The following is a 23,575-nucleotide window of genomic DNA, read 5'->3' as shown; positions in this document are numbered from 1 at the left end:
TGCTGAGGCCGGCGCCAGTGATCGTCCCGCCGCGGCGGTTCCGACCCTGGACTCCGCTCCTTCGGTGGCAGCCCCCAGCGCAGAGCTGGCTCCCCAGGTCGCCCCGGACGCCACCCTCATCGCCCAGACCTACCCCCAGCCGGTGGTGAAGGAGGTCTATTCCGCCAAGGGGTGGTACCTCACCATCGGTGCCGGCGCCCAGACCCCCAGCGACCAGACGGTCAACAGCACCGGCACGCTCGTTTCTCCCTTCTTCACGCCGCTGCTGTTCAACTTCGGCAACAACAACTCCACCAAGCTTGACCTCGGCGGCGGCTTCTCCGGGGACGTCGGCGTGGGTTACGACTTCGGCGCCCTCCGCGCCGAGCTCACCTACGGCTACAGCCGGGCCAGCCTCAACGCCGTTGGTGCCGCCAATCCGATCGGCTTCGGGGCCTTCGGCATCGTGCCCTTCACCAACAACGTCTCCGGCATCATCAACAAGAATGATGTGCTGGCCAGCCTCTACTACGACATCGAGACCAACAGCCGCTGGACGCCCTACATCGGCGGTGGCATCGGGTACACCAACCTGAGCACCCCGAGTTTCAGCCTCAATGGCTTCCCCACCAACAGCGTCAACAAGGGGCTGTTCGGCTGGCAGGCCAAGGTCGGTGTCAGCTACGCCATGAGCTACAACTCCGATGTCTACCTTGAGGGCGTCTATCAAGGTGCCGGCGGTTATTCCTCCGAGAACCTGACCTTCGACGCCTTCAACAGCTTCGGCGGCAAGATCGGCTTCCGTTACCGCTTCGGTGCCCGTCCTGTGGCGGCCGCGCCCGCTCCCACCCCGGAGCCGGAACCCGTCATGCAGCCCGCGCCGGCTCCTGCGCCGGTCTTCCAGCCCGAACCGGCCCCCGCGCCGATCCGCGGCCTCTGGTGATCAACGGATGGCCCCTGTGGCCATCCGGCCCCGTCGGGACTCCGTGCCTAGCCTTCGGGCGAGGCCGGGCCCCGGCGGGGCTTTTCCGTGCCGCTCTCCTGTCTGGGGTCGATCCTGCGATGTGTGTCGACTGCAACTGCGGCCAACCGGTCTTCCCCTCCCTTGAGGCCCCCCGACACCTGGAGCTGGGCCAGCGCCTGCTCGTCCACAACGATGCCCAGGCGGCGGCCAACCGGGAGCATTTCGCCGCCGCCGGTGTCCGGGTGATCAATCTGCTCTCCTCGCCGGGCTCCGGCAAGACCGCCCTGCTGGAGCGGCTGGCCCTGGAGCTGGCCCCGTCCTCTCCGGCGGTGCGCCATCCGATGGCGGTGATCGTGGGGGATCTGGCCACCGACAACGACGCCCGTCGCCTGCGGGCCGCCGGGGTGCCGGCCCTGCAGATCACCACCGGCCAGGCCTGCCACCTGGAGGCGGCGATGGTGCACCGGGCCCTGCACGACCTCGACCACCTCGGCCATCCCCTGGGGGGCCTGGAGCTGCTGGTGATCGAGAACGTGGGCAACCTGGTCTGCCCGGCCGCCTTCGACCTCGGCGAAAGCCAGCGGGTGGTGCTGCTGTCGGTCACCGAAGGGGAGGACAAGCCTCTCAAGTACCCGGCCACCTTCCATTCCGCCGACGTGGTGGTGATCAGCAAGGGCGACCTGGCTGACGCCTGTGGCTTCGATGCACCCCAGGCGCGTCGCCACATCGCCCGGGTGGCCCCCCGTGCCCGGATCGTGGAGGTCTCCGCCCGCAGCGGCGAGGGCATCGCCGCGCTGCTGGCGGCCCTCGGCATGGAGCGGGTGGCCGTCGCCGGGTGAGCCGGCCACCCATGGCCGGCCGGGTCCGGCTGCACCTGGAGTGCCGCGGTGTGGTGCAGGGGGTCGGTTTCCGGCCCCTGGTGCATCGCCTGGCCGCCGAACTGGAGCTCAGCGGCGAGGTGGAGAACGGCCCGGGGGCGGTGCGCCTGCGGCTGGAGGGGGAGCGGCCTTCGCTGGAGGCGTTCCTGCGTCGCCTGCCGCTCCAGTTGCCCCCCGGGGCCCGGCTGGAGCCGTTGGATCCCGTCTGGTCGGTGGCCGCCGCCCCCGCGGCGGGTCCCTTCCAGGCGGGGGTGCGGATCGTGACCGGCCAGGCCGAGCCGCTCGGCATCGACCTGTTCGCGTCGTCGCTGGTGGCCGATCGGGCCCCCTGCAGTGCCTGCCTGGCCGAACTGGCCGATCCCGCCGATCGCCGTTTCGGCTATCCCTTCATCAGCTGCTGCGACTGCGGCCCCCGCTTCAGCATCGCCACCGCCGAGCCCTGGGCCCGGGCCCATACGACCCTGGCACCGTTCGCCCTGTGCCCGACCTGCCGCCGGGAGTTCGAGGATCCCGCCGATCGCCGCTTCCACGCCGAGACCATCGCCTGCCCGGCGTGCGGGCCGCGGCTGGCGCTCCTCGATGGCTCCGGGGCGCCCCTGGGGGGCTCCGCTGCCGGCGACGACGCCAGCCCCGCCGCCTTGCTCCGGTCCTGCTGCGATCTGCTGGCGGCAGGGAAGGTCCTGGCCCTGCAGGGCGTGGGCGGTTTCCAGCTGCTGGTGGATGCCACCAACGCCGCGGCGGTGGCCCGGCTGCGGCGGCGCAAGCGACGGCCCGCCAAGCCCTTCGCCCTGCTGGTGGCCGAGGCCGAAGCCCTGGCCCCCTTCTGCGCCATCGACGCCGCCGAGCGGCGGGCCCTGGCGGATCCCGCCGCCCCGATCGTGCTGCTGCGGCGCCGCCTGGCCGCCACCGACGCCCTGCCGGGGGTGGCTACAGGCAGCCCCTCCCTGGGGGCGATGCTGCCGGCGTCGCCGTTGCACCACCTGCTGGCGCGTGCCTTCGGCGGGCCCCTGGTGGCCACCAGCGGCAACCCCAGCGGTGAGCCGCTCTGCATCGATCCCGCCGAAGCGGTGGGGCGGCTGGGGGGCGGGGCCGGCGGCCCCATCGCCGATGTCTTCCTGGTGCACGACCGCGCCATCGCCCGGCCCCTGGACGATTCGGTGCTGCAGCTGATCGATGGCCGGCCTGCCCTGTTGCGCCGGGCCCGGGGTTATGCCCCGGAGCCCCTGGTGCTGGCTGGGGGTCCTGGTGCGGCACCCGATGGTGTGGTGGCCCTTGGGGGGGATCTCAAGAGTGCGCCGGCCCTGGCGCTGGACGGGCGGCTGTGGCTGGCCCCCCACCTGGGGGACCTGGCCGAGGGCCGCCTGCTGTCGCGGCTGGCCGACGGTCTGGTGGCGATCGAGCGGCGCTGGGGCGGGCGGCTGACCCGGATCGCCTGCGATGCCCACCCCGGTTACCTCAGCCACCAGCTCGCCGCCGATCAGCCGTGGCCGCGGCGAACGGTGCAGCACCACCGGGCCCACGGCCTGGCCGTGCTGGCCGAGCACGGACTGTCGTTTCCGCTGTTGGCCGTCACCTGGGATGGGCTCGGCTACGCCCCTGCCCCTGCCGCCGATGGCGGTCCCGAGCTCTGGGGCGGTGAGCTGCTGCTGCTGGGCGGGCCCGGCGATCCATCCTGCGAGCGACTGGTGGCCCTGCGGCCCTTCCCCCTGCCGGGCGGAGAGCGGGCCATGGCGGAACCCCGCCGGGCGGCCCTGGGGCTCCTGGCCGCCGCCGGGTCCCGGGCCCTGGGGCACCCCGGCGCCCGCCACAGCCTGGCCGCCTTCGCGGCCGGTGAGCGCCGCCTGCTGCTGCAGGCCATCGCCAGCGGCTGCAACTGCCCCCTGACCACCAGCATGGGCCGGCTGTTCGATGCGGTCGCCTCCCTGCTGGGCCTGGTGCAGGTGCAGAGCTACGAGGGCGAGGGGGGTCTGCGCCTGGAGGGGGCCGCCGCCGCCGCACCCCCGCAGCCTGGGCGCTGGTCCCTTCCCCTGGTGCCACCCGACGCCGTCAAGGGGGTCGGCGCGGCCGGTGGGCCGAGCCTGGGCTGGCTTGACTGGGAACCGCTGCTGGACGCCCTGCTGGCGGCGATCGCCGCCGGTACCTCGCCGGCCCTCTGCGCCGCCCGGTTCCACCAATCCCTGGCGGAGGCCCTGGCTGAAACGGCCGCCCTCGCCACGGCCGGCCGTGGTGGGGTGCCGGTGGCCCTGGCGGGGGGCTGTTTCCAGAACCGGCTGTTGCTGGAGGCGGCGATCACGGCGCTGCGGGCACGGGGCCTGCGGCCGTTCTGGCCGGAGGTCGTGCCCTGCAGCGACGGCGGGCTCGCCCTGGGGCAGGTCTGGGCGGTGGGCGGTCCGTGGGCAGATCCGGCCGGCGCGCCTACAACCGGGTGGAGTGCCCCCGAGCCGAACCCACCCCATGTGCCTGGCCGTGCCGGCTCGCATCCTCTCGATCCGGGTCCAGCCGCCGCCGGGAGTGCCTGAGCCCACCGGGGCCGCCTCCGACGACGACAACGACAGGCTCTGGCGCATGGCCGAGGTGGATTTCGGGGGGGTGCGCCAGCAGGTGAGCCTGGCCTGTCTGCCCGAGGCGGCGGTCGGCGATCGGGTGCTGGTGCACGTGGGCCTGGCCCTCAGCCTCGTTGAGGACGACCCCCCATGACCATCACCGTCGACGGCAACGAGGCCGTGGCCCTGGTGGCCTACCGCCTCAACGAGGCGATCGCCATCTACCCGATCACCCCCGCCTCGCCGATGGGGGAGTGGGCCGACGCCTGGAGCACCGAAGGCCGCCCCAACCTCTGGGGAACGGTGCCGGCGGTGGTGGAGCTGCAGAGCGAGGCCGGCGCCGCTGGCACCGTCCACGGGGCCCTGCAGGCGGGGGTGCTGACCACCACCTTCACGGCCTCCCAGGGGCTGCTGCTGATGGTGCCCAACCTCTACAAGCTGGCCGGCGAGCTCACCCCCGCCGTGCTGCACGTGGCGGCCCGCTCCCTGGCGGCCCAGGGCCTTTCGATCTTCGGCGACCACAGCGACGTCATGGCCTGCCGCGGCACGGGCTGCGTCATCCTCTGCTCCGCTTCGGTCCAGGAGGCCGGCGACTTCGCCGCCATCGCCACCCGGGCGAGCCTGCTGGGGCGGCTGCCGGTCCTGCACATGTTCGACGGCTTCCGCACCTCCCACGAGATCCAGAAGATCGAGCCCATCGCCGACGACGTGCTCCACGCCCTGATGCCGATGGAGGCGGTGGCCGCCCACCGCCAGCGGGCCCTGTCCCCGGACCATCCGGTGCTGCGGGGCACGGCCCAGAACCCGGACGTCTACTTCCAGGCGCGGGAGTCGGTGAACCGTTTCTACGACGCCCTCCCCGGCCACCTGGTGGAGGCGATGGAGTGCTTCGCCGGCCTCACCGGACGCCGCTACGGGCCCTACGAATATGTGGGGGCCGCCGACGCCGAGCGGGTGGTGGTGCTGATGGGCTCCGGCTGCGAGACCGCCGAGGAGACCGCCCTGGCCCTGAACGCCGCCGGCCAGCGGGTGGGGGTGCTCAAGGTGCGCCTGTTCCGGCCCTTCGTGGCGAGCCTGTTCGCGGCGGCCCTGCCGCCGACGGTGCGGGCTCTGGCGGTGCTCGACCGCTGCAAGGAGCCGGGGGCCGGCGGTGAACCCCTCTACCTCGATGCAGTGGCCGCCCTCAGCGAGGAGTGGCGCCCCTGCCACGGCGATCGTCCCCTGCCCCAGGTGGTGGGGGGCCGCTACGGCCTCTCCTCCAAGGAGTTCACCCCGGCGATGGTGAAGGCGGTGTTCGACAACCTGCTGCTGAGCCAGCCCCGCAACCACTTCACGGTCGGCATTGACGACGACGTCACCCATCGCTCGCTGCCCGTCGCGACGGACTTTCACGTGGATGGGCCCGACCAGGTCCGGGCCGTGTTCTACGGCCTGGGCTCGGACGGCACCGTCGGGGGCAACAAGGCCACGATCAAGATCATCGGCGAGCAGACCGACCTGTTTGCCCAGGCCTATTTCGTCTACGACTCCAAGAAATCCGGGTCGGTCACGGTGTCGCACCTGCGCTTCGGCCCCCGACCGATCCGCGCCCCCTACCTGATCGAGCGTCCCACCCTGGTGGCCTGCCACCAGTGGGATTTCGTCGACCGCTTCGACCTGCTGGCGGGCCTGGACGCTGGTGGGGTGCTGCTGCTCAACAGCCCCTTCCCGATCGAGGAGAGCTGGCGGCGCATGCCGGCCGCGCTGCGCTGCGGCATCCGGGAGCAGGGCCTGTCGGTGTGGCTGATCAACGCCTACCGGGTGGCGCGGGAGGCCGGCATGGGGAACCACATCAACACGGTGATGCAGGCCTGCTTCTTCGCCGTCAGCGGCGTGCTGCCGCGCCAGGAGGCGATCGAGCAGATCCGCGCCTCCCTGCGCAAGACCTACGGCCGCAAGGGGGAGGCGGTGGTGGCCATGAACCTGCGCGCCCTCGACGCCACCCTCGACAACCTGCAGCCGCTCGACTGGCGCCAGCTGCCGGCCGAGGACGACCTCCCGCCACCGGCCCCGGTGGCCGACCGGCTCGCTGACGCCCCACTGTTCGTGCGGGAGGTGATCGCCCCCCTGCTGGAGCGGCGCGGCGATGCCCTGCCCGTGAGCGCCCTGCCCTGCGACGGCACCTGGCCCACCGGCACGGCCCAGTGGGAGAAGCGCAACATCGCCGAAACGGTGCCGGTGTGGGAGAGCGATCTCTGCGTGCAGTGCGGCAAGTGCGTCATGGTCTGCCCCCATGCGGTGATCCGGGCCAAGGCGGTGGCGCCGGCGGCCCTGGCAGGCGCCCCGGAGGGCTTCCGCCAGGCCCCGGCCCGTGACCCCGACTTCAAGGGCCGCAGCTTCACGATCCAGGTGGCCGTCGAGGACTGCACCGGCTGCGCCCTCTGCGTGGAGGTCTGCCCGGCCCGCGACCGCACCGAGCCGAAGCGCAAGGCGATCAACATGGCCCCCCAGCGTCCCCTGCGGGAGCTGGCCCGGGGCCACTGGGACTATTTCCTGGGGCTGCCGGAGATGGCCCGCGGCGACCTCAACCTGCACAAGATCGGCCAGCAGCAACTGCAGCAGCCCCTGTTCGAGTTCTCCGGCGCCTGCGGCGGCTGCGGCGAAACGCCCTACCTGAAGCTGGCCAGCCAGCTGTTCGGCGACCGCATGCTGGTGGCCAACGCCACGGGCTGCTCCTCCATCTACGGCGGCAACCTGCCCACCACCCCCTGGAGCACCAACGCCGAGGGGCGTGGCCCGGCCTGGAGCAATTCCCTGTTCGAGGACAACGCCGAGTTCGGCCTGGGCATGCGGGTGGCGATCGACCAGCAGCGCCAGATGGCCCTCGAGCTGCTGGAGCGGCTGGGGCCGGCGCCGGAGCGGGCCGACCCCCTGCTTCCCGGCGCCCTGGTGGCGGCGATCCGCGACGGCGACCAGCACGACGAGGCCGGCATCGTCGCCCAGCGCCAGCGGGTGGAGGAGCTCAAGCGCCTGCTGTGGGCCGCGGCGGGTGAGGCCCCCGGGGCGCCCCTCAGCCCCCGTGATGCCCAGGCGGCCCGCCTGCTGGATCTGGCCGATTCCCTCGTCAAGAAGAGCGTCTGGCTGGTGGGGGGCGACGGCTGGGCCTATGACATCGGCTTCGGTGGCCTCGACCACGTGCTGGCCAGCGGCCGGGACGTCAACGCCCTGGTGCTGGACACCGAGGTGTACTCCAACACCGGCGGCCAGATGTCGAAGGCCACGCCCCGGGCGGCGGTGGCCAAGTACGCCGCCGGCGGCAAGGCCGCCCCCAAGAAGGATCTCGGCCTGATGATGATGAGCTACGGCTCGGTCTACGTGGCCAGTGTGGCCATGGGGGCCCGCGACGAGCACACGGTGCGGGCATTCCTGGAGGCGGAGAGCTATCCGGGGCCGTCGCTGATCCTGGCCTACTCCCACTGCATCGCCCACGGCATCGACATGGCCCGGGGCATGGAGCAGCAGAAGGCGGCGGTGGACTCCGGCCGCTGGCTGCTCTACCGCTACGACCCGCGCCGCACCGAGCGGGGGGAGCACCCGCTGCAGATCGACAGCCGGGGTCAGAAGCGGCCCCTGGCGGAGGCGATGGCCACGGAAAACCGCTTCCGGATGCTCTCCTTCAGCCAGCCGGAGCGGGCCCGGGCCCTGGCGCGCCAGGCCGAACTGGAGGTGACCCGACGTTGGGCCATGTATCAGGCCCTCGCCGGCACCCCGGCCCCATCCCCGAGGGAGGCACCGGCATGACCCGCCCCGATCTGTCCGTCACCTACCTGGGCCTGGAGCTGCGCAGCCCCCTGGTGGTGGGGGCTGCGGCCCCCCTCAGCGAGGACATCGACCAGCTGCTGCGGCTGGAGGAGGCCGGCGCCGCCGCCGTGGTGCTGCATTCCCTGTTCGAGGAGCAGATCGAGCGCGACCAGCTGGAGCTGCACCGGGTCACCCTGCAGGGCGCCGACAGCTACGGGGAGGCGCTCAGCTACTTCCCCGAGCCCTCGATCTTCCACGTGGGCCACGACCTCTACCTGCGCCACCTGGAGCAGGCCCGCTCCCGGCTGGCGGTGCCGGTGATCGCCAGCCTCAATGGCGCCCATCCCGGCCAGTGGGTGCAGGCGGCGCGGCGGATGGAGTCGGCCGGCGCCAGCGCCCTGGAGCTGAACATCTATGCCGTCCCCACCGATCCGGACCTCTCCAGTGCGGCGATCGAGAACCAGGTGCTGGAGATCGTCGCCGAGGTGCGCGCCGAGGTGACCCTGCCCCTGGCGGTGAAGCTCAGCCCCTTCTTCACCAACTTCGGTGCCATGGCCAAGCGGCTGGCCGCCGTCGGGGCCGATGGCCTGGTGCTGTTCAACCGCTTCTACCAGCCCGACATCGACATCGAGGAACTGGAGGTGCGACCCAACCTGCTGCTGTCCACCCCCCACGACCTGCGGCTGCCCCTGCGCTGGATCGCCCTGCTGCACGGCCGCCACCCGCTGGATCTGGCGGCCACCGGCGGCGTGCACCGCGGCACCGACGTGGTGCGCCTGCTGATGGCCGGCGCCGCCATCACCCAGGTGGTGGCCGCCCTGCTGCGCCACGGTCCGGGCCGCCTCACGGGGCTGGAGGAGGAGCTCAGCCAGTGGCTGCTGGAGCATGAGCACGCCACGGCCCGGGAGCTGATCGGCTGCATGAGCCAGCAGCGCTGCCCCGATCCGAGCGAATACGAGCGCTCCCAGTACATGCGCGCCGTCCAGACCTTCCTGCCCGCCGATGCCGCGGCGGCGCCGGGGCCCTGGTGAGTGCTCCGCTGGCGGCGACGGCGGAGGTGGCCGCCGTGCGGGAGCTGGCGGCGGAGCTGGCCGCGATCACCACCCGACCCTGGACCCTGATGGAGGTGTGCGGCGGCCAGACCCACGCCATCGTGCGCTGGGGGCTCGATCAGCTGCTGCCTCCCGGACTGCGGCTGATCCACGGCCCCGGCTGCCCGGTCTGCGTCACTCCCGCCGCCACGATCGATGCCGCCCGGGCCCTGGCCCGCCGGCCCGAGGTGATCCTCTGCTCCTACGGCGACATGCTGCGGGTGCCGGGCAGTGACGCCGACGGCGGACCGGGGGATCTGCTGGGGGTGCGGGCCGAGGGGGGCGACGTGCGCCTGCTCACCTCCCCCCTGGAGGCCCTCGCCCTGGCCCGGCGCCATCCGGATCGCCAGGTGGTGTTCCTCGCGGTGGGTTTCGAGACCACGGCCCCGGCCACGGCCCTGCTGGTGCGTCAGGCGACGGCCGCCGGAGCGGCCAACCTCTCCCTGCTGGCGGCCCACGTGCGGGTGCCCCCTGCCATGGCGGCGATCCTCACGGCCGACGGCAACCAGGTGCAGGGGTTCCTGGCGGCCGGGCACGTCTGTGCCGTGATGGGCACCGCGGAACTGGAGGACCTGGCGGATCGGCACCGGGTGCCGGTGGTGGTGAGCGGCTTCGAGCCCCTGGATCTGATGCGGGGCCTGGTGGCCTGCGTGCGGCAGCTGGAGCGGGGCGAGGCCCGGGTGGCCAATGCCTACGGCCGGGTGGTGCGCCAGCAGGGCAACCCGGCCGCCCGTGCCCTGCTGGAGTCGGTGTTCGAGCCGGTGAACCGGCCCTGGCGGGGCTTCGGCGTGATTCCGGGTGGCGGCCTGGGGCTGAGGGCGCCTTTCCGCAACCTGGAGGCCGGGGCCCGCTTCCCCGACCTGCCCGGAGGGCCCGAGGCCGGGGTGGAGGCGCAGGGCGTCTGCATCAGCGGCGCCATCCTGCAGGGGCGCGCCCGTCCCATGGACTGCCCGGCCTTCGGGACCACCTGCACCCCCGAGCATCCGCTGGGGGCACCGATGGTGTCCTCGGAGGGGGCCTGCGCCGCCTACCACCGTTACGGCCGCCGTGGCTGAGCCGGCCCCGCCCGCCACCCCCCGCATCCAGCTGGCCCACGGCGGTGGCGGCACCCTGATGCAGCAGCTGATCGACGCTGAGCTGCGCCGCCTCTACGCCGACCCCGCCCAGGCCCTGCACGATGCCGCCCGCCTGTCCCTGCCCCACGGCCGGCTCGCCTTCACCACCGACAGTTACGTGGTGCAGCCCCTGGAGTTCGAGGGGGGCGACATCGGCAGCCTGGCGGTGACGGGCACCGCCAACGACCTGGCCATGGCCGGCGCCAGGCCTCTGGTGCTGAGCCTGGGCCTGATCTTGGAGGAGGGGCTGGAGCTGGCCCTGCTGCGCCGGATCGTCAGCTCGATGGTGGAGGCGGCCCGGTGCTGCGGGGTGACCATCGTCACCGGCGACACCAAGGTGGTGGAGCGGGGCAAGGGGGACGGGGCCTTCCTCAACACCAGCGGCATCGGGCTGCTGGTGGTGGACGATCCCATCGATCCGCTGGCGATTGTCCCAGGGGACCAGCTGCTGGTGAGCGGCGACCTGGGCCGCCACGGGGTGGCGATCCTGGCCGCCCGCCATGGCCTGGACCTGCAGCCCCCCCTGGCCACGGACTGCATGCCCCTGTGGCCGGCGGTGGAGGCGCTGCTGGCCGCCGGGGTGCGGCTCCACTGCCTGCGGGATCTCACCCGGGGCGGCCTGGCCAGCGCCCTGCAGGAACTGGCGGCCCCCAACGCCCTGGCGCTGCAGATCGAGGAGGAGCGCATCCCGGTGGCGGAGCCGGTGCGACGCACCTGTGAGCTGCTGGGCTTCGACCCGCTGCACCTGGCCAACGAGGGCCGCTTCCTGGCGGTGGTGCCCGAGGCCGATCGGCAGCGGGCCCTGGAGGTGCTGGCGCCGGCCGGTGGGGCCTGGGTCGGCCGGGTGGCGGCGGCAGGTCCCGGAGCCGGCCGTCCCCGGGGCCGGGTGCTGCTGCGCACCCCCTACGGCAGCGAGCGGGTGCTGGTGCCCCTCAGCGGGGAACTGCTGCCGCGGATCTGCTGAAGCCTCGCGGCAGCTGGCCAGCGTGTCGCCAGCGTTTGTCGAGGGCATCCACCAGGATCACCAGCAGCGGAGCCAGGGCCATCGGCCCCAGCCAGGCCATCGGGAATGGCCGCATCCCGAACACCGCCGCCACCGGAGCCAGCAGCACCAGGGCACTGGCCAGCAGCGGCTCGCTGACCAGGCCCAGCCAGAGCAAGGGGTTGGGGATGCCCAGCATGGCCCAGGCGGGTCGGCGTTCACTGCGGCAGGCCAGCAGGGTGCCCATCTGGCCGGCCACGATCAGACAGAAGGTGACGGTGGTGGCCTGCTGCTGGATCGCCACCACGCCGGCGTCAGCCGTGTGATGCAGCAGCTGGGGGGCCAGGACCCGCAGCTGGCTCCAGCCGACGCCGTTGGCCCGCCAGGTCAGCAGATAGCCCGCCATGGCCACCAGGCCCTCCACCAGCCCCAGCACCAGATAGGCGCGCACCATCACGGCCCGGTTGAGCAGCGGCAGGCCCCTGGGGCGCGGGGCCAGGCGCATCACCCCTGGCTCGGGGGGGTCGGCCCCCAGGCCCAGGGCCGGCAGCAGGTCGGTGCCCAGGTCGACGGCCAGGATCTGGAGCACCGTGAGGGCGGCGGGAATTCCGGCGATCACCATCGCCAGGAAGGGCAGCACCTCCGGCACGTTCGAGGCCAGCACGTAGGTGATGAAGCGGCCGATGTTGGTCACCACCGAGCGGCCGTAGCGGACGGCCTCCACGATCGTGGCGAAGTTGTCGTCGAGCAGCACGATGTCGGCGGCCTCACGGGCCACATCCGTGCCGCTGATCCCCATCGCCAGGCCCACATCGGCGGCGCGCAGGGCCGGGGCATCGTTGACGCCGTCGCCGGTGACGGCCACCACCTCGCCGAGGGCGCGGTAAGCCTGCACCAGGCGCAGTTTCTGCTCCGGTGCCATGCGGGCGAACACCAGCCGGCGGCGGTACTTGAGCAACTGGCGCAGCTGCACGTCGCTGATCTGGGCCAGGGTGGAGCCCTCGATCACCCGCACCGGATCGGCGCTGGCCCGCTGCTGCGCCGTCGACCGGCTCGGGGAGCTGGGGGGGTCGAGCAGGCCGATCTGCTGGGCGATCGCCTGGGCCGTGAGGCCGTAGTCGCCCGTGACCATCGTCACCTTGATGCCGGCGTCACGGCACTGCCGAATCGCGTCCGGCACCTCCGGCCGTGGTGGGTCGTAGAGACCCAGCAGGCCGAGGAACATCTGGCCGCTCTCCAGGGTCTCCGCCGGAGCGTCGCCGCAGCCCCCGTCGCCACGGCGGAGCGCCACGGCGATGACGCGGAAGCCCCTGGCGGCCAGCCCATCGTTGGCGGCCACCACCTGCTGGCGCAGCTCGGCGGGCAAGGGGGCGTCGCCACTGGAGGACAGCCAGCTGGTGCAGTGGGCCAGAACCTCCAGAGGGGCCCCCTTGGTGATCAGCAGGGAGCCCCCCGAGACGATCGGCAGATCGTCGGCATGGTCGCTCCAGTCCACCAGCACGGTCATGCGGCGGCGCAGGGAATCAAAGGGAATCTCCCGCCGCCGTGGATGCCGGCCCGGCAACGCCTCCGGCACCAGCCCGGCTTCCGCGGCGGCCACCAGCATCGCCGTTTCGGTGGGATCCCCCACCCCCAGCCGCGGTGCGGCGGCTCCACCAGCCCCAGCCACCGCCGCCTCGAGGCGGGCGTTGGAGCACAGGGAGGCGGCCCGCAGCAGCAGCCGCTCCAGCCCCTCGGCGGGCAACGGCAGCCAGGTGCTTTCCACCGCCATGCGGTTTCCGGTGAGCGTGCCCGTCTTGTCGGAGCAGATCACACTCACCGACCCCAGGGCCTCCACCGCCGAGAGGCGGCGGACCAGGGCCTGGCGGCTCGCCATGCGCTGCACCGCCATGGCCAGGGCCAGGGTGACGGTGGGCAGCAGCCCTTCGGGAACGTTGGCCACGATGATCCCCGTGGCGAACACCACGCTCTCCAGCGGGGCCATCCCGACCAGCAGGACGCTGAGGCCGAAGGCCAGCACGCCCATGGTCACGGCGATGGTGCAGATCGTCTGCACGATCCGGCTGACCTGCACCTCCAGGGTGCTGGCGCCGCGGGTGGTGCCGGCCGCCAGACGGGCCACCTGGCCGAACTCCGTCTCAGCGCCGGTGGCATAGACGAACGCCTCGCCCCGCCCCGAGGCCACGGTGCTGCCGGCCATCACCAGGTTGGCCCGCTCACTGGTGCTGACCTTCGCCTGCCGCTGGCTGCCTTCGATGGGCCCGCTCCGGCGCGCCACCGGCAGGGATTCGCCGGTCAGGATCGAGAGATCGAGATAGAGCGCGTGGGCCGTGCTCACCCGACAGTCGGCCGGGACCCGATCCCCCTCCTCGAGCCGAAGCCGGTCTCCGGCCACCAGCTGTTCCGCCGGCAGGAGGCCCAGCTGGCCATCGCGCCACACCTGCACCTGGCTGGGCAGGGCGCGGGTGAGGGCGGCCAGGGTGCGCTCGGCCTGGAACTCCTGCCAGAAGGAGAAGACGCCATTGATCAGGACCACCGCCCAGATGGCCCAGCCCAGCTGGGGGGTGCCGGCGGCGAAGGCCAGGGCTCCGGCGATCCACAGCAGCAGGGCCATGAAGTGGACCATCTGGTCCAGGAAGCGCAGGGCCAGGGGCCGGCGCCGGGCGGGAGGGAGGCGGTTGGGTCCGAAGTGGGCCAGGCGCTGTTCGGCCTCCGCGCTGCCGAGGCCCTCCGGTGTGGTCTGCAGGGCCTGGTGGACCTCTTCCAGCGGCAGCGACCAGATCGGCTGGGAGGCGGCGAGAAGCACGGACCGGCTGCGGGGGCCAGGATCAGCATGATCAGCTTGGGGAGCCGCGTAGCGCCCTCGCTAGCGTCCGCAGGACGTTGTTGATGCCGCAGCCCATGCCCGCGCCGGCGCTGCGCCGCCCCCTGGCCGTGCTGGCCCTGCTGCTGGTGGCCGTTCCAGCGGCGGCGGCTGTTCCAGCGGCTGCTGAGGTCGGCACCCTCTGGCGGGTGCGGGACGGGGCCGGCAGCGTGTTCATCGCCGGATCCCTACACCAGCTGCGACGCGACCGGGCCGGCCTCCCCCCGTCCTATGGCCTGGCCTACGTCGAGGCGGAGCGGCTGGCGATGGAGCTCGACATGGACGCCATCAGCCCGGCGTCCCTGGCCGGGGAGCTGGTGGCGCGGGCCCTCGATCCCGACGGCCGCTCCCTGCGCGAGGGTCTGCCGGCGGCCACCTGGCGGACCCTCCAGCCACGCCTGGCGGGCCTGGGTCTGCCCGAGGCGGCGATCGATCGTTTCGAGCCCTGGGCCGTGGCCCTGCTGCTGGCCTCAACCGAGTTCCTGCAACGGGGGTATTCCCCCGATAGCGGGGTGGAGGGCCAGCTCCAGGCCAGGGCCGCCGCCGACCGCAAGCCCATCGATGGCCTGGAGACCCCGGCCCAGCAGTTCGAGCTGTTCGACGGGCTGCCCCGGACCGACCAGGTGCAGCTGCTGGAGGTCACCCTGAAGGAACTGGATGGGGTCGGGCCCCGGCTGGACGCCCTCGAGGGGGCCTGGCGGGCCGGTGACCTGCCCCGTCTCGAGGCCCTCCTGCTCGGCGACTACCGTCAGCGGCCCGATCTCTTCCAGCGCCTGGTGGTCCGGCGCAACGCGGCCTGGGTGGATCCCGTGCGGGGGTTCCTGCAGCGCCCCGACGACACCCTGGTGGTGGTGGGGCTGATGCACCTGCTGGGGGATCAGGGGCTGATCGCCCTGCTGCGCCAGCAGGGGCTGAAACCGGAGCGGTTCGTGGATGGGGCCTGGCGGCCGGATCCCTGACGGCCAGTGGCACCGCCCGGTGGCGATCGCGGCCTGGCTCAGGCGTCCGGGGCCGGCCCGTCGGGCAGGGTGTCCACGGGTTGCAACCGCTGCCGCCCCAGCCGCCCGCGCAGTTCCCAGCCCTTGACGATCCGGTAGACGGCGGGCACCACTGCCAGGCTGAGAACGGTGGAGACCAGCTGGCCGCTGAACACCACCGTGCCGATGCTCAGACGGCTGGCGGCCCCCGCTCCGAAGGGAAACAGCAGCGGGATGCAGCCCGCCAGTGACGAGATCGTCGTCAGCAGGATCGGCCGCAGACGGGCGACGGCGGCGCCCTGGATCGCCTCCTCCAGGGGCAGGCCGGCCCGGAGCCGTTGGTTGGCGAACTCGACGATCAGGATGCCGTTCTTGGCCGCCAGGCTGGAGAGCACCAGCAGACCCATCTGGCCGTAGACGTCCAGGGGCAGGCCCCGCAGGCTCAGCCCCAGCACCGCCCCCAGCATGGCCAGGGGCACGGTGACCAGGATGATCAGCGGATCGATGAAGTTTTCGTAGAGGGCCGCCAGCACCAGGGCCATCACCAGGATCCCCAGGGCGAAGACCCGCACGTTGCCGCCACCGGCGCGGGCTTCCTCCCGGGCCAGCCCGGCCCATTCGAGATCCACGGCGTCGGAGGCGCGGCTGCGGTGCACCTGCTCGAGCAGGGCCATGGCCTGGCCGCTGCTGACACCGCGCCGCGGCAGGGCCCGGATGCTGATCGAGCGCACCAGGCGGGTGTGGTTGATCGTGGTCGGGCCGGCCCCCTGCTCCACCTGCACCACCTCGGCCAGGGGGATCAGCCGCCCCTCCCGGTTGCGCACCTGCAGGGCCAGCACGTCCTCGGGACCGGAGCGGGAGCGGCCGTCCAGCTGGACGATCACCTTGCGGACCTGGTCGCCCTCAAAGGTGTCGTTGACGTAATCACTGCCGAAGCTGGCCCCCAGGGTGTCGACCACGGCCGACAGATCCACCCCCAGGGAGGCCATGCGCAGCCGGTCGGGCACCAGGGTCAGCTGGGGGGCCCCGGCGCTGAAGCGGGTCGACACCCGCTGGAAGGCCGGCCGGCCCTGGACCTCGCTGGCCTGGGCGTCGGCGATGAAGGAGCGGGCCTCCTGCTCGAAGGCGGCCAGGCTGAGCAGGCCGCCGCTGGTGTCGAGCAGTTCGAGCTCCAGGCCCCCTTCGCTGCTGAAGCCGCGCACGCTCGGGGCCTCGCTGAGCTGGACCACGGCATCGCGGATGCCCTTGCCGAGGAGGGCGTTCATCCGTTCCGCCACGGCCACGCTGCTCTGGTCGGCCTCGGGGCGCTCCTTGATGGGGCGCAGCCGCAGGAAGAACTGCCCCTTGTTGGGGCTGCTGTCGCCGAAGGAGCGGCCCGCATAGAAGTTGGCGCTCCGGATCGCCGGTTCCTTGCCGGCGAGGAGCCGCACCTGCTCCAGCACCTTCTGGGTCTGGGGCAGGGCCGAGCCCTCCGGCAGGATCACCACCCCGCGCAACTGGCCGGTGTCCTCCTGGGGAATGAAGGCGGTGGGGAACTGGCGCAGGGTGAGAACGGTGAGCAGGAGCCCCGCCAGCAGCAGCGCCACCACGAGCCGACGCCGGGCCAAGACCCCCTCCAGGAGGTGGCCGTAGGGGGCTTCGAGGGATTCCAGGGCCCGCCGGGGAGGGTCGATCCAGCGCCGCAGCCAGGCCGGTTCCCGCCGCTCGGCGTGGAGCAGGCGGCTGGCGGCCACCGGGGTGAAGCTGAGGGCGTTGATGGTGGAGAAGACCACCGCGCTGCTGATGGCGATGGCGATCGGGGCGTACAGCCGGCCCACGCTCCCCTCCATGGTCAGCACCGGCAGGAACACCACCACCAGCACCACCGAGGTGGCGACCACCGCACTGCCGAGCTCCGCCATCGCTTCGCGCGCCGCCTGCAGGGGGGGGCGACCGTTCTCGATCCGCCGGCCGATGTCCTCACTCACCACGATGGCGTCATCGACCACCAGCCCGGAGGCCAGCACCATGCCGAACAGGGTGAGGGTGTTGATCGAGCTGCCGGTGAGCTTCAGCACGCTGAACGAGCCGATCAGGGCCACCGGCACGGCGCCGGCGGTGATCAGGGCCAGGCGGCTGTTGCCCAGACCCAGCAGCAGCACCAGGAACACCAGCAGCACCGCGTCCCTCAGGGCCTCTACGGCGCCATCGATGCTGGCGCGCACGTTCTCGGCCTCATCGACGATCACCTCCATGGCCACCCCCGGCGGGAAGCGGGGGGCCAGGGCGTCCAGGGCCATCTCGACGCCCTGCCGCACCTCGAGGGCGTTGCTGCCGTCGCGCTGGAAGATGCCCATCGCCACGGCCGTGTTGCCGTCCAGGTTGGTGGCGATGGTGTCGTAGGTCTCGCTGCCGAGCTCCACCCGGCCCACGTCCTTGAGCAGGGTGACGCCGCCGTCGCCGGTGCGGGCCACCACCAGCTGCTCGAACTCCTGGGGCGTCCGCAGGCGTCCCTCCATCCGCAGCGGCAGGGTGGTCACCTGGTCCGCCGGGACGGGGGCTTCTCCCGTCTGTCCCAGGGCCGCCAGCACGTTCTGCTGCTGCAGGGCCTGGCGCACCTCGGCGATCGTCAGGTTGCGGGACTGGAGCCGGTCCGGGTCCAGCCACAGCCGGAAGGCCAGGCTGCTGCCGCCGAAGAGATTGACGTCACCGACGCCGGGCACCCGCCGCAGCCGGTCGCGCACCACCTGATCCACCCAGCCGGTGAGGAAGGTGTCGGCATAGGTGCCGCGGCTGGCGCTGAAGCTCAGCACCATCAGCAGATCATCGGAGCTGCGGCGCACCTGCACCCCGAAGCGGGCCACCGGCGCCGGAAGCTGGCGCGCCACCACGGCGGCTTCGTTCTGGGTGTTGATCTGGTTGAGCTCGGGGTTGCCGCCCTCGAAGCCCAGGGTGATCGTGCTGCCGTTGGCGGAGCTGGTGGAGCGGATCGTGTCGAGGCGTTCAAGCCCGTTGAACTGCTTCTCCAGCAGGGCGGTGACGCCCTGCTCGACCACCTCCGGTCCGGCCCCGGGATAGCTGGCCCGCACGGTGACCCGCCCTGGCGCGATCGGTGGCAGGTTCTCCACCTGCAGCACCGGCAGGCTCACCAGGCCCCCCAGCAGGATGAGCAGGCTGACCACCAGCGTCAGCACCGGCCGGCGCAGGAAGGGGTCGGAGATCGACTTCACGGAAACGCCTGGGTGGGCACCGACCCTGATCGCCGCCCGATCCTGGCAGGGGCGGCCTCCGGCCCGCGATCAGCGCAGGTCGCGTTTCAGCACGGCATAGAGGTAATCCGGGGATTTGTAGCGGCTGGGAAGGCAGATATGGAGCTGCTCCAGGCGGCTCCAGCAGACCGTCTTCTGAATCGCCTCCATCGTGCGGCCCTCCTTCAGCAGGAGCCGCATCGCCTTGCAGTAAAGGGAATATTTCGCCTCCAGCTCTCCGATCGTGGGGGGCTGACCCTGGACCTGGGGCATGGCGGAAGGGGGCACCCGGGTTTTGCAGGGATGCTGCTCCACTCTACGAGCTGGCCAGTATCCCCTCGACGTCCGGCGCCAGGGTCGCTGGGGCATGGCCCAGGGTGGCGGCCTGGTCATCGCTGAGCCGCCCGGCAGCGTGCAGCACCGCGGTGATGCGGGCGATGTCGAGCACGGCGTGGCAGCGGTAGCCCGCCCGGGTCAGCCGCTCGCGGGCGCTGGTGTCGGCCCGGCCGCCGTGGTCGATGAACACCACCACGTCCTCCACCTCCAGGCCGGAGCTTTCCAGCTTGGCGATGCCCTCGAGCACGCTGTTGCCGGTGATCAGGATGTCGTCCACCACCACCACCCGGTCGCCCTCCTCGAAATCCCCTTCGATCAGGCGGCGGGCCCCGTGGGCCTTCACCTCCTTGCGGGGATAGAGGAGGGGTTTGTGCAGCTGCAGCGACAGCCCGGTGGCGGTGGGCAGGGAGCCGTAGGGAATGCCGGCGATGCGGTCGAAGACCAGCTCGCCGAGCTGGCCGGCGTAGGCATGCAGCACCCGGTGGAACAGGTTGGGATCGGAGATGATCTGGCGCAGATCCACGTAGTAGTTGAAGACGGCCCCCGAGGCCTGCACGTAGTCGCCGAACAGCAGGCAGCCGATGTCAAACAGGTCGAGGATCAGGCTGGCCAGGGGATCGCCGGAGCCATCGGCGTCCGCGCCGGCCCCGGCCTCGGCGCTGCCCTCCGGGCGACGCTCCGGCAGCCACAGGCTGCAGGCCTCGCCCTGGTCCGGCGCCCGCCGCTCCAGCCAGCGGTCCCGGCGCTCGCTGATCCGCTGCTTGAGGGCGGCGGCGCGCACGGCGATGTCGTCCTCCACCAGCAGGTTCTGGGGCAGGGGCATCAGCAGGCCGTCGGCGGCCGGACTCAACCCGGCCTCCAGCAGGGCGTCGAGGCGATCCTCCTCGCCCCAGAGGCTGCGCAGGATCAGGAACCGTTCCGGGGCCTCCTGGCGCACCCGGGCCAGGATCGCCGGGTCACTGGTGCCCACCTCCAGCAGCAGCTGGTCGGGGGTGGCCCAGAGCTGGCATTCCCGCACGATGCGCAGGTAGAGGGGATCGCTCTCGTCGGGGTGGTGCTGCAGCACCCTGGCGGCCGCGTTGGAGCTGTGGCAGGTGATGACCACCGCCTTGTCGGGATACAGCAGGAACGGCGCGGCGATGTCCTGGCCGGCCAGGGGGGAGAGGGTGACGCCATCGGCGCCGAGTTCACGGAACAGGTAATGGGCCAGCGCCGAGGAGCTGTTCAGGTCCCCGTGCTTGGTGTCGATGATCAGGGGAATGTCGAGCGGCACCAGTTCCCGCACCTCCCGCAGCAGTTCCAGCCCCACCGGGCCGAGGGCCTGGTAGAAGCCGAGGCTGGGCTTGTAGGCGCAGACGTGGTCGGCGGTGGCCTCCACCACCGCCTTGATCCAGTGGCGGGCCTGGGAGAGAAACGAACGGCCACCCATGCCGCGGCGATGGGCCCAGGCCTGCAGCATCTCCGGGTTGGGATCGAGGCCGGTGACCAGCAGCGACTGACGGGCGGCGATGGCGTCGGTGAGCTGGACGAAGAAGCCCATCGCGCGGGGGGTTGGTGCCCAAGGTGCTAAGGCGAGGGCCGGCGCCTGCGCGAGGGGGTGACACAGGACTTATTGATCCCCGTGCCCCAGCGGCTGCCTCAGCCCTGCAGTTCGGCGTACGCGGGGCTCCAGCGGCAGGCCTCCAGTCGTGCGAGGGCGGCCTCGGGGGTGGCGGCCCGGCGGGCCAGTCCCTCCCGCACCGCCTGGATCGCCACCGCTTCGGCCACCGCCCGCGACACCGCCTGAACGGCTGCCAGGGGTGGCATCAGCGGAGCGTCGGGATCGGTCGCGGCCGGGATCACCCCGGCCAGGGCCTCGATGCTGGCATCGATCATGGCGTCGCTCACCTCGGTGGCGCCCACCGCCACGGCGCCGTAGCCCAGGCCCGGGAACACGAAGCAGTTGTTGCACTGGCCGATCACCCGTTCGATCGGCTCGCCCGCGCTGCCGGCGCAGACCACCGGCGGGAAGGGGCTGCCGGTGGCCACCAGGGCCTGGCCCCGGCTCCAGCGCAGCAGGTTCTCCGGGGTGATCTCCGCCAGGGGGGTGGGATTGGACAGGGGCAGGACGATCGGCCGCCCGCCGTCGGCGCAGAGGGCCTCCACCACCGCCTGATCGAAGGCCCCGGCGGCGGTGGAGGTGCCGATCAGCACCCCCGGCCGCACCGCCTCGATCACCGCCAGCAGGCCCGGCCCCGGCCCATCGGCCGCGGCCGTCGCCCCGAACCGGGCCGCCAGCAGCTCGGGCCCCTTGGCGAACGGCCGGGCGCCGCCGGAAAGCCCCGGACTCCCGGCGTGAATCAGTCCGTCGCGGTCGATCAGCCAGAGGCGGTCGGCGGCCTCGGCGGCCGAAAGCCCCTGGCGCTGCAGCAGGCGCCAGAGCCGCTCGGCGATGCCGCAGCCGGCGCTGCCCGCCCCGAAGATGACGATCTGCTGGTCGGCCAGCGGCCGCCCGAGGCCCCGCAGGCCGGCCAGGATCGCCGCGGCGGCCACGCTGCTGGTGCCCTGGATGTCGTCGTTGAAGCTCGGCACCCGGTGCCGGTAGGCCTCCAGCACGGGGCGGGCGTGGGCGGCGCCGAAGTCCTCCCAGTGCACCAGGGCGCCGGGGCAGACCGTCTGCACCGCGGCAATGAAACGGTCGAGGAAGGCGGTGTAGGCCTCCCCCTGCAGCCGGGGCCGGCGCAGGCCGGGGTAGCAGGGGTCGGCCAGCAGTTCGGGCCGGTCGGTGCCCACGTCGAGCATCACCGGCAGGCCCCGGGCCGGATCGAGCCCGGCGCAGAGGGTGTACACCGCCAGCTTCCCCTGGCAGATCTGGATGCCCCCCACCCCCTGGTCGCCGATGCCGAGGATCCCCTGGGCGTCGGTGACCAGGAGCAGGTCCGGAGCCTGGTCGGCGGGGCCGCCGCAGGCCTGGGCCAGCAGCTCCTCGAGCCGCTCCTGCTGAGTGGCCGCTAGGTAGATCCCCTGGCTGGGGCTGCGGTAGGTGTGGCTGAAGTGCTGGATCGCCTGCCCCACCGTGGGGGTGTATACGATCGGCATCGCCAGCTCGATGTGGTCGGCGAGGAAGCGGTGGAACAGGGTGACGTTCCGCTCCCTCAGGGTCTGGAGATAGGCGTAGCGCTCCAGGTCGCTGCCCATGGCGCCGAAGGCCAGCCGGCAGCGCTCCACCTGGGCCTCGATCGTCTCCACCTGCCAGGGCAGCAGGGCCTCCAGCCCGAGCGCCCGCCGCTCCTCCCGGCTGAAGGCGGTGCCCTTGTTGAGCAGCGGATCATTGAGCAGCTCGGCGCCCCGGAGGGTGGTGCTCCGCTGGCGACGGGGTTCGGCGACCACGGCGTGCTCCTGGTTCCGCTGGTGCCCCCATCATCCACGGGCTGCCGGGCGAGAGTGTTCGCCGCAGGCGCCTCCCAGCCTGCCGGCAGCCCATCGGCAGGTCCTCCGTTCAGCCCCCCGCGAAGCCCCCATGAAGATCGTGCGCTACGAGGATCCAGCCGGCGCCATCCACCTCGGCTGCCGCCATCCCGACGGCAGCCTGGAGCGCCTGGCGGGCGATCTGTTCGGCGCCCTTGAGCCCACGGGCGAGCCGGCCGCGGCCCGCAGGATCCTGGCCCCCCTGGAGCCGCGCGCCATCCTCTGCATCGGCCTCAACTACCGCCGCCATGCCGCCGAGACCGGCGCCACGATCCCCACCTGGCCGGTGCTGTTCATGAAGGTGCCGGGGGCGGTGCAGCATCCGGAGGCGCCGATCACCCTGCCCACCACCTTGGCCAGCCACCAGGTGGATTACGAGGGGGAGCTGGCGGTGGTGATCGGCCGCACCTGCCGCAACGTGCCCCGCTCCGAGGCCCTGGGGGTGGTGCTGGGCTACACCTGCGCCAACGACGTCAGCGCCCGCGACTGGCAGAAGCAGCCCCAGCTCGGCGGCGGCCAGTGGTGCCGCGGCAAGAGCTTCGACAGCTTCGCCCCCCTGGGCCCCTGCCTGGTGACCGCCGCGACGATCCCCGATCCCCAGGCCCTCACTCTGGAGACCCGCCTCAACGGCGAAACGGTGCAGGCGGCCAGCACCGCCGACATGATCTTCACGGTGGCGGAGATCATCGAATTCCTGAGCGCCAGCACCACCCTGGCGGCCGGCAGCGTGATCCTCACCGGCACCCCGAGTGGTGTCGGCATGGCGGCCGATCCGCCCCGCTGGCTGCGCCGCGGCGATACGGTCGAGGTGGAGATCCAAGGCATCGGTGTGCTGCGCAATCCGGTGCTGGAGGAGTCCACCCCAGAGCAGGCCCGCTGAGGGTCGTTCCCCGTGTCGCGCCCCATGAAGCTGTCCGCCGCCTGGACCTGCCAGCCCGCCAGGGCCGCCGGCTGCGGCGGCTATCGCCACTTCGCCGTGCTGGGCCAGCGGGGCCGGGGCCGGGAGCGCACCGTGGAGCTCCAGGCGGTGCTCGACCCCGGCTTCCGGCTGCTGGTGCCCACGGGCGAGCTCCGCGACCGCGCCGCCTGGCTGCCGGGCTGGCAGCGCCTGCCTCGCGAAGAGGAACTGCCCGTAAACTTCGACAACTCCACCGTGGACCTGTGACCTTCAACGGAACCCTGGAGGAACTTCAGTCGCTGGTCGAGGGCCTCGGCTGTTTCGGTCACTGGGTCCACGAAGGGGCCTTCGAGATGCTCGTCATCGAGGACGGCGAATCGAACCTGCGCCTCAACTGGTGGCCCGGCACCGGCACCCTGATGCTGGTGGGGGACCCGGCCCAGCGGCGGGACCTGGAGCCGCGGCTGAAGGAGGCCCTGGCCGGTCGCGCCTGAG

Annotated in this window: 17 protein-coding genes; 12 read left to right on the top strand and 5 right to left on the bottom strand. The window is 72.5% G+C overall.

Going from position 1 to position 23,575, the window contains the following annotated elements; translation table 11 throughout:
• Window positions 1-64: 64 nt before the first annotated feature.
• The 8 genes from KUG38_RS13820 to hypE all read left to right on the top strand — a co-directional run bounded on the left by KUG38_RS13820 (window position 65) and on the right by hypE (window position 11,314).
• On the top strand, window positions 65-922 hold the full coding sequence (locus KUG38_RS13820; protein ID WP_216922624.1) for an outer membrane protein: 858 nt from the start codon (window positions 65-67) through the stop codon (window positions 920-922).
• Between the two features lie 119 nt (window positions 923-1,041).
• Window positions 1,042-1,782: a hydrogenase nickel incorporation protein HypB gene (gene hypB, locus KUG38_RS13815; RefSeq protein ID WP_216922622.1), complete on the top strand. Its 741-nt coding sequence runs from the start codon at window positions 1,042-1,044 to the stop codon at window positions 1,780-1,782.
• 11 nt (window positions 1,783-1,793) lie between these two features.
• The gene (hypF, locus tag KUG38_RS13810) at window positions 1,794-4,340 is read left to right on the top strand and encodes a carbamoyltransferase HypF (RefSeq protein ID WP_216922620.1); all 2,547 of its coding nucleotides are present in this window, start codon (window positions 1,794-1,796) and stop codon (window positions 4,338-4,340) included.
• The gene (locus KUG38_RS13805) at window positions 4,333-4,518 is read left to right on the top strand and encodes a HypC/HybG/HupF family hydrogenase formation chaperone (protein ID WP_353617822.1); all 186 of its coding nucleotides are present in this window, start codon (window positions 4,333-4,335) and stop codon (window positions 4,516-4,518) included. The genes hypF and KUG38_RS13805 overlap by 8 nt, the downstream gene beginning before the upstream one ends.
• Window positions 4,515-8,144, top strand: a complete 3,630-nt coding sequence (nifJ, locus tag KUG38_RS13800; protein WP_216922616.1) for a pyruvate:ferredoxin (flavodoxin) oxidoreductase — start codon at window positions 4,515-4,517, stop codon at window positions 8,142-8,144. The genes KUG38_RS13805 and nifJ overlap by 4 nt, the downstream gene beginning before the upstream one ends.
• The gene (locus KUG38_RS13795; protein WP_216922613.1) at window positions 8,141-9,175 is read left to right on the top strand and encodes a dihydroorotate dehydrogenase-like protein; all 1,035 of its coding nucleotides are present in this window, start codon (window positions 8,141-8,143) and stop codon (window positions 9,173-9,175) included. Before nifJ ends, KUG38_RS13795 begins: the two co-directional genes overlap by 4 nt.
• Window positions 9,172-10,290, top strand: a complete 1,119-nt coding sequence (hypD, locus tag KUG38_RS13790) for a hydrogenase formation protein HypD (protein ID WP_216922611.1) — start codon at window positions 9,172-9,174, stop codon at window positions 10,288-10,290. Before KUG38_RS13795 ends, hypD begins: the two co-directional genes overlap by 4 nt.
• Window positions 10,283-11,314, top strand: coding sequence for a hydrogenase expression/formation protein HypE (hypE, locus tag KUG38_RS13785; protein ID WP_216922610.1), 1,032 nt, complete (start codon window positions 10,283-10,285; stop codon window positions 11,312-11,314). Before hypD ends, hypE begins: the two co-directional genes overlap by 8 nt.
• Here hypE and KUG38_RS13780 read toward each other — a convergent pair.
• Window positions 11,283-14,138 carry a cation-translocating P-type ATPase gene (locus tag KUG38_RS13780; RefSeq protein ID WP_216922608.1) on the bottom strand — a complete coding sequence of 952 codons (2,856 nt, stop codon included), beginning with the start codon at window positions 14,136-14,138 and terminating at the stop codon, window positions 11,283-11,285. The genes hypE and KUG38_RS13780 overlap by 32 nt on opposite strands.
• A gap of 95 nt (window positions 14,139-14,233) precedes the next feature.
• Here KUG38_RS13780 and KUG38_RS13775 point away from each other — a divergent pair, with 95 nt between their 5' ends.
• The gene (locus KUG38_RS13775) at window positions 14,234-15,154 is read left to right on the top strand and encodes a TraB/GumN family protein (RefSeq protein WP_216922606.1); all 921 of its coding nucleotides are present in this window, start codon (window positions 14,234-14,236) and stop codon (window positions 15,152-15,154) included.
• A 38-nt stretch (window positions 15,155-15,192) separates the two neighbouring features.
• On the opposite strand, the gene KUG38_RS13770 is transcribed toward KUG38_RS13775, so the two are convergent.
• From KUG38_RS13770 to KUG38_RS13755, 4 genes are all read right to left on the bottom strand, one after another.
• Window positions 15,193-18,381, bottom strand: coding sequence for an efflux RND transporter permease subunit (locus KUG38_RS13770; protein WP_216922604.1), 3,189 nt, complete (start codon window positions 18,379-18,381; stop codon window positions 15,193-15,195).
• A 69-nt stretch (window positions 18,382-18,450) separates the two neighbouring features.
• Complete coding sequence (locus KUG38_RS13765) at window positions 18,451-18,672, bottom strand: DUF3136 domain-containing protein (protein WP_094584893.1); 222 nt, start codon at window positions 18,670-18,672, stop codon at window positions 18,451-18,453.
• Between the two features lie 43 nt (window positions 18,673-18,715).
• Window positions 18,716-20,275, bottom strand: coding sequence for a bifunctional orotidine-5'-phosphate decarboxylase/orotate phosphoribosyltransferase (locus tag KUG38_RS13760; RefSeq protein ID WP_216922602.1), 1,560 nt, complete (start codon window positions 20,273-20,275; stop codon window positions 18,716-18,718).
• 98 nt (window positions 20,276-20,373) lie between these two features.
• Window positions 20,374-22,104, bottom strand: a complete 1,731-nt coding sequence (locus KUG38_RS13755) for an NAD-dependent malic enzyme (protein ID WP_216922594.1) — start codon at window positions 22,102-22,104, stop codon at window positions 20,374-20,376.
• Between the two features lie 130 nt (window positions 22,105-22,234).
• Between KUG38_RS13755 and KUG38_RS13750 the strand changes: the two genes are divergently transcribed.
• Genes KUG38_RS13750 through KUG38_RS13740 form a run of 3 tightly spaced genes read left to right on the top strand, consistent with a single transcriptional unit; the run spans window position 22,235 to window position 23,574 of the window.
• The gene (locus KUG38_RS13750) at window positions 22,235-23,062 is read left to right on the top strand and encodes a fumarylacetoacetate hydrolase family protein (protein ID WP_216922592.1); all 828 of its coding nucleotides are present in this window, start codon (window positions 22,235-22,237) and stop codon (window positions 23,060-23,062) included.
• A 24-nt stretch (window positions 23,063-23,086) separates the two neighbouring features.
• On the top strand, window positions 23,087-23,347 hold the full coding sequence (locus KUG38_RS13745) for a TIGR02450 family Trp-rich protein (protein ID WP_216922590.1): 261 nt from the start codon (window positions 23,087-23,089) through the stop codon (window positions 23,345-23,347).
• Window positions 23,344-23,574 (top strand): hypothetical protein, encoded by a 231-nt coding sequence (locus KUG38_RS13740; protein WP_094584757.1) that lies wholly within the window; start codon window positions 23,344-23,346, stop codon window positions 23,572-23,574. The genes KUG38_RS13745 and KUG38_RS13740 overlap by 4 nt, the downstream gene beginning before the upstream one ends.
• Window position 23,575 lies beyond the last annotated feature (1 nt).

Origin of the sequence: Synechococcus sp. CCAP 1479/9, assembly GCF_019038535.1 — a bacterium.
Classification (GTDB): Bacteria; Cyanobacteriota; Cyanobacteriia; order PCC-6307; family Cyanobiaceae; genus Cyanobium.
The sequence above is the reverse complement of the archived record's forward strand: the minus strand, read 5'-3'. Positions and strand labels throughout refer to the sequence as shown.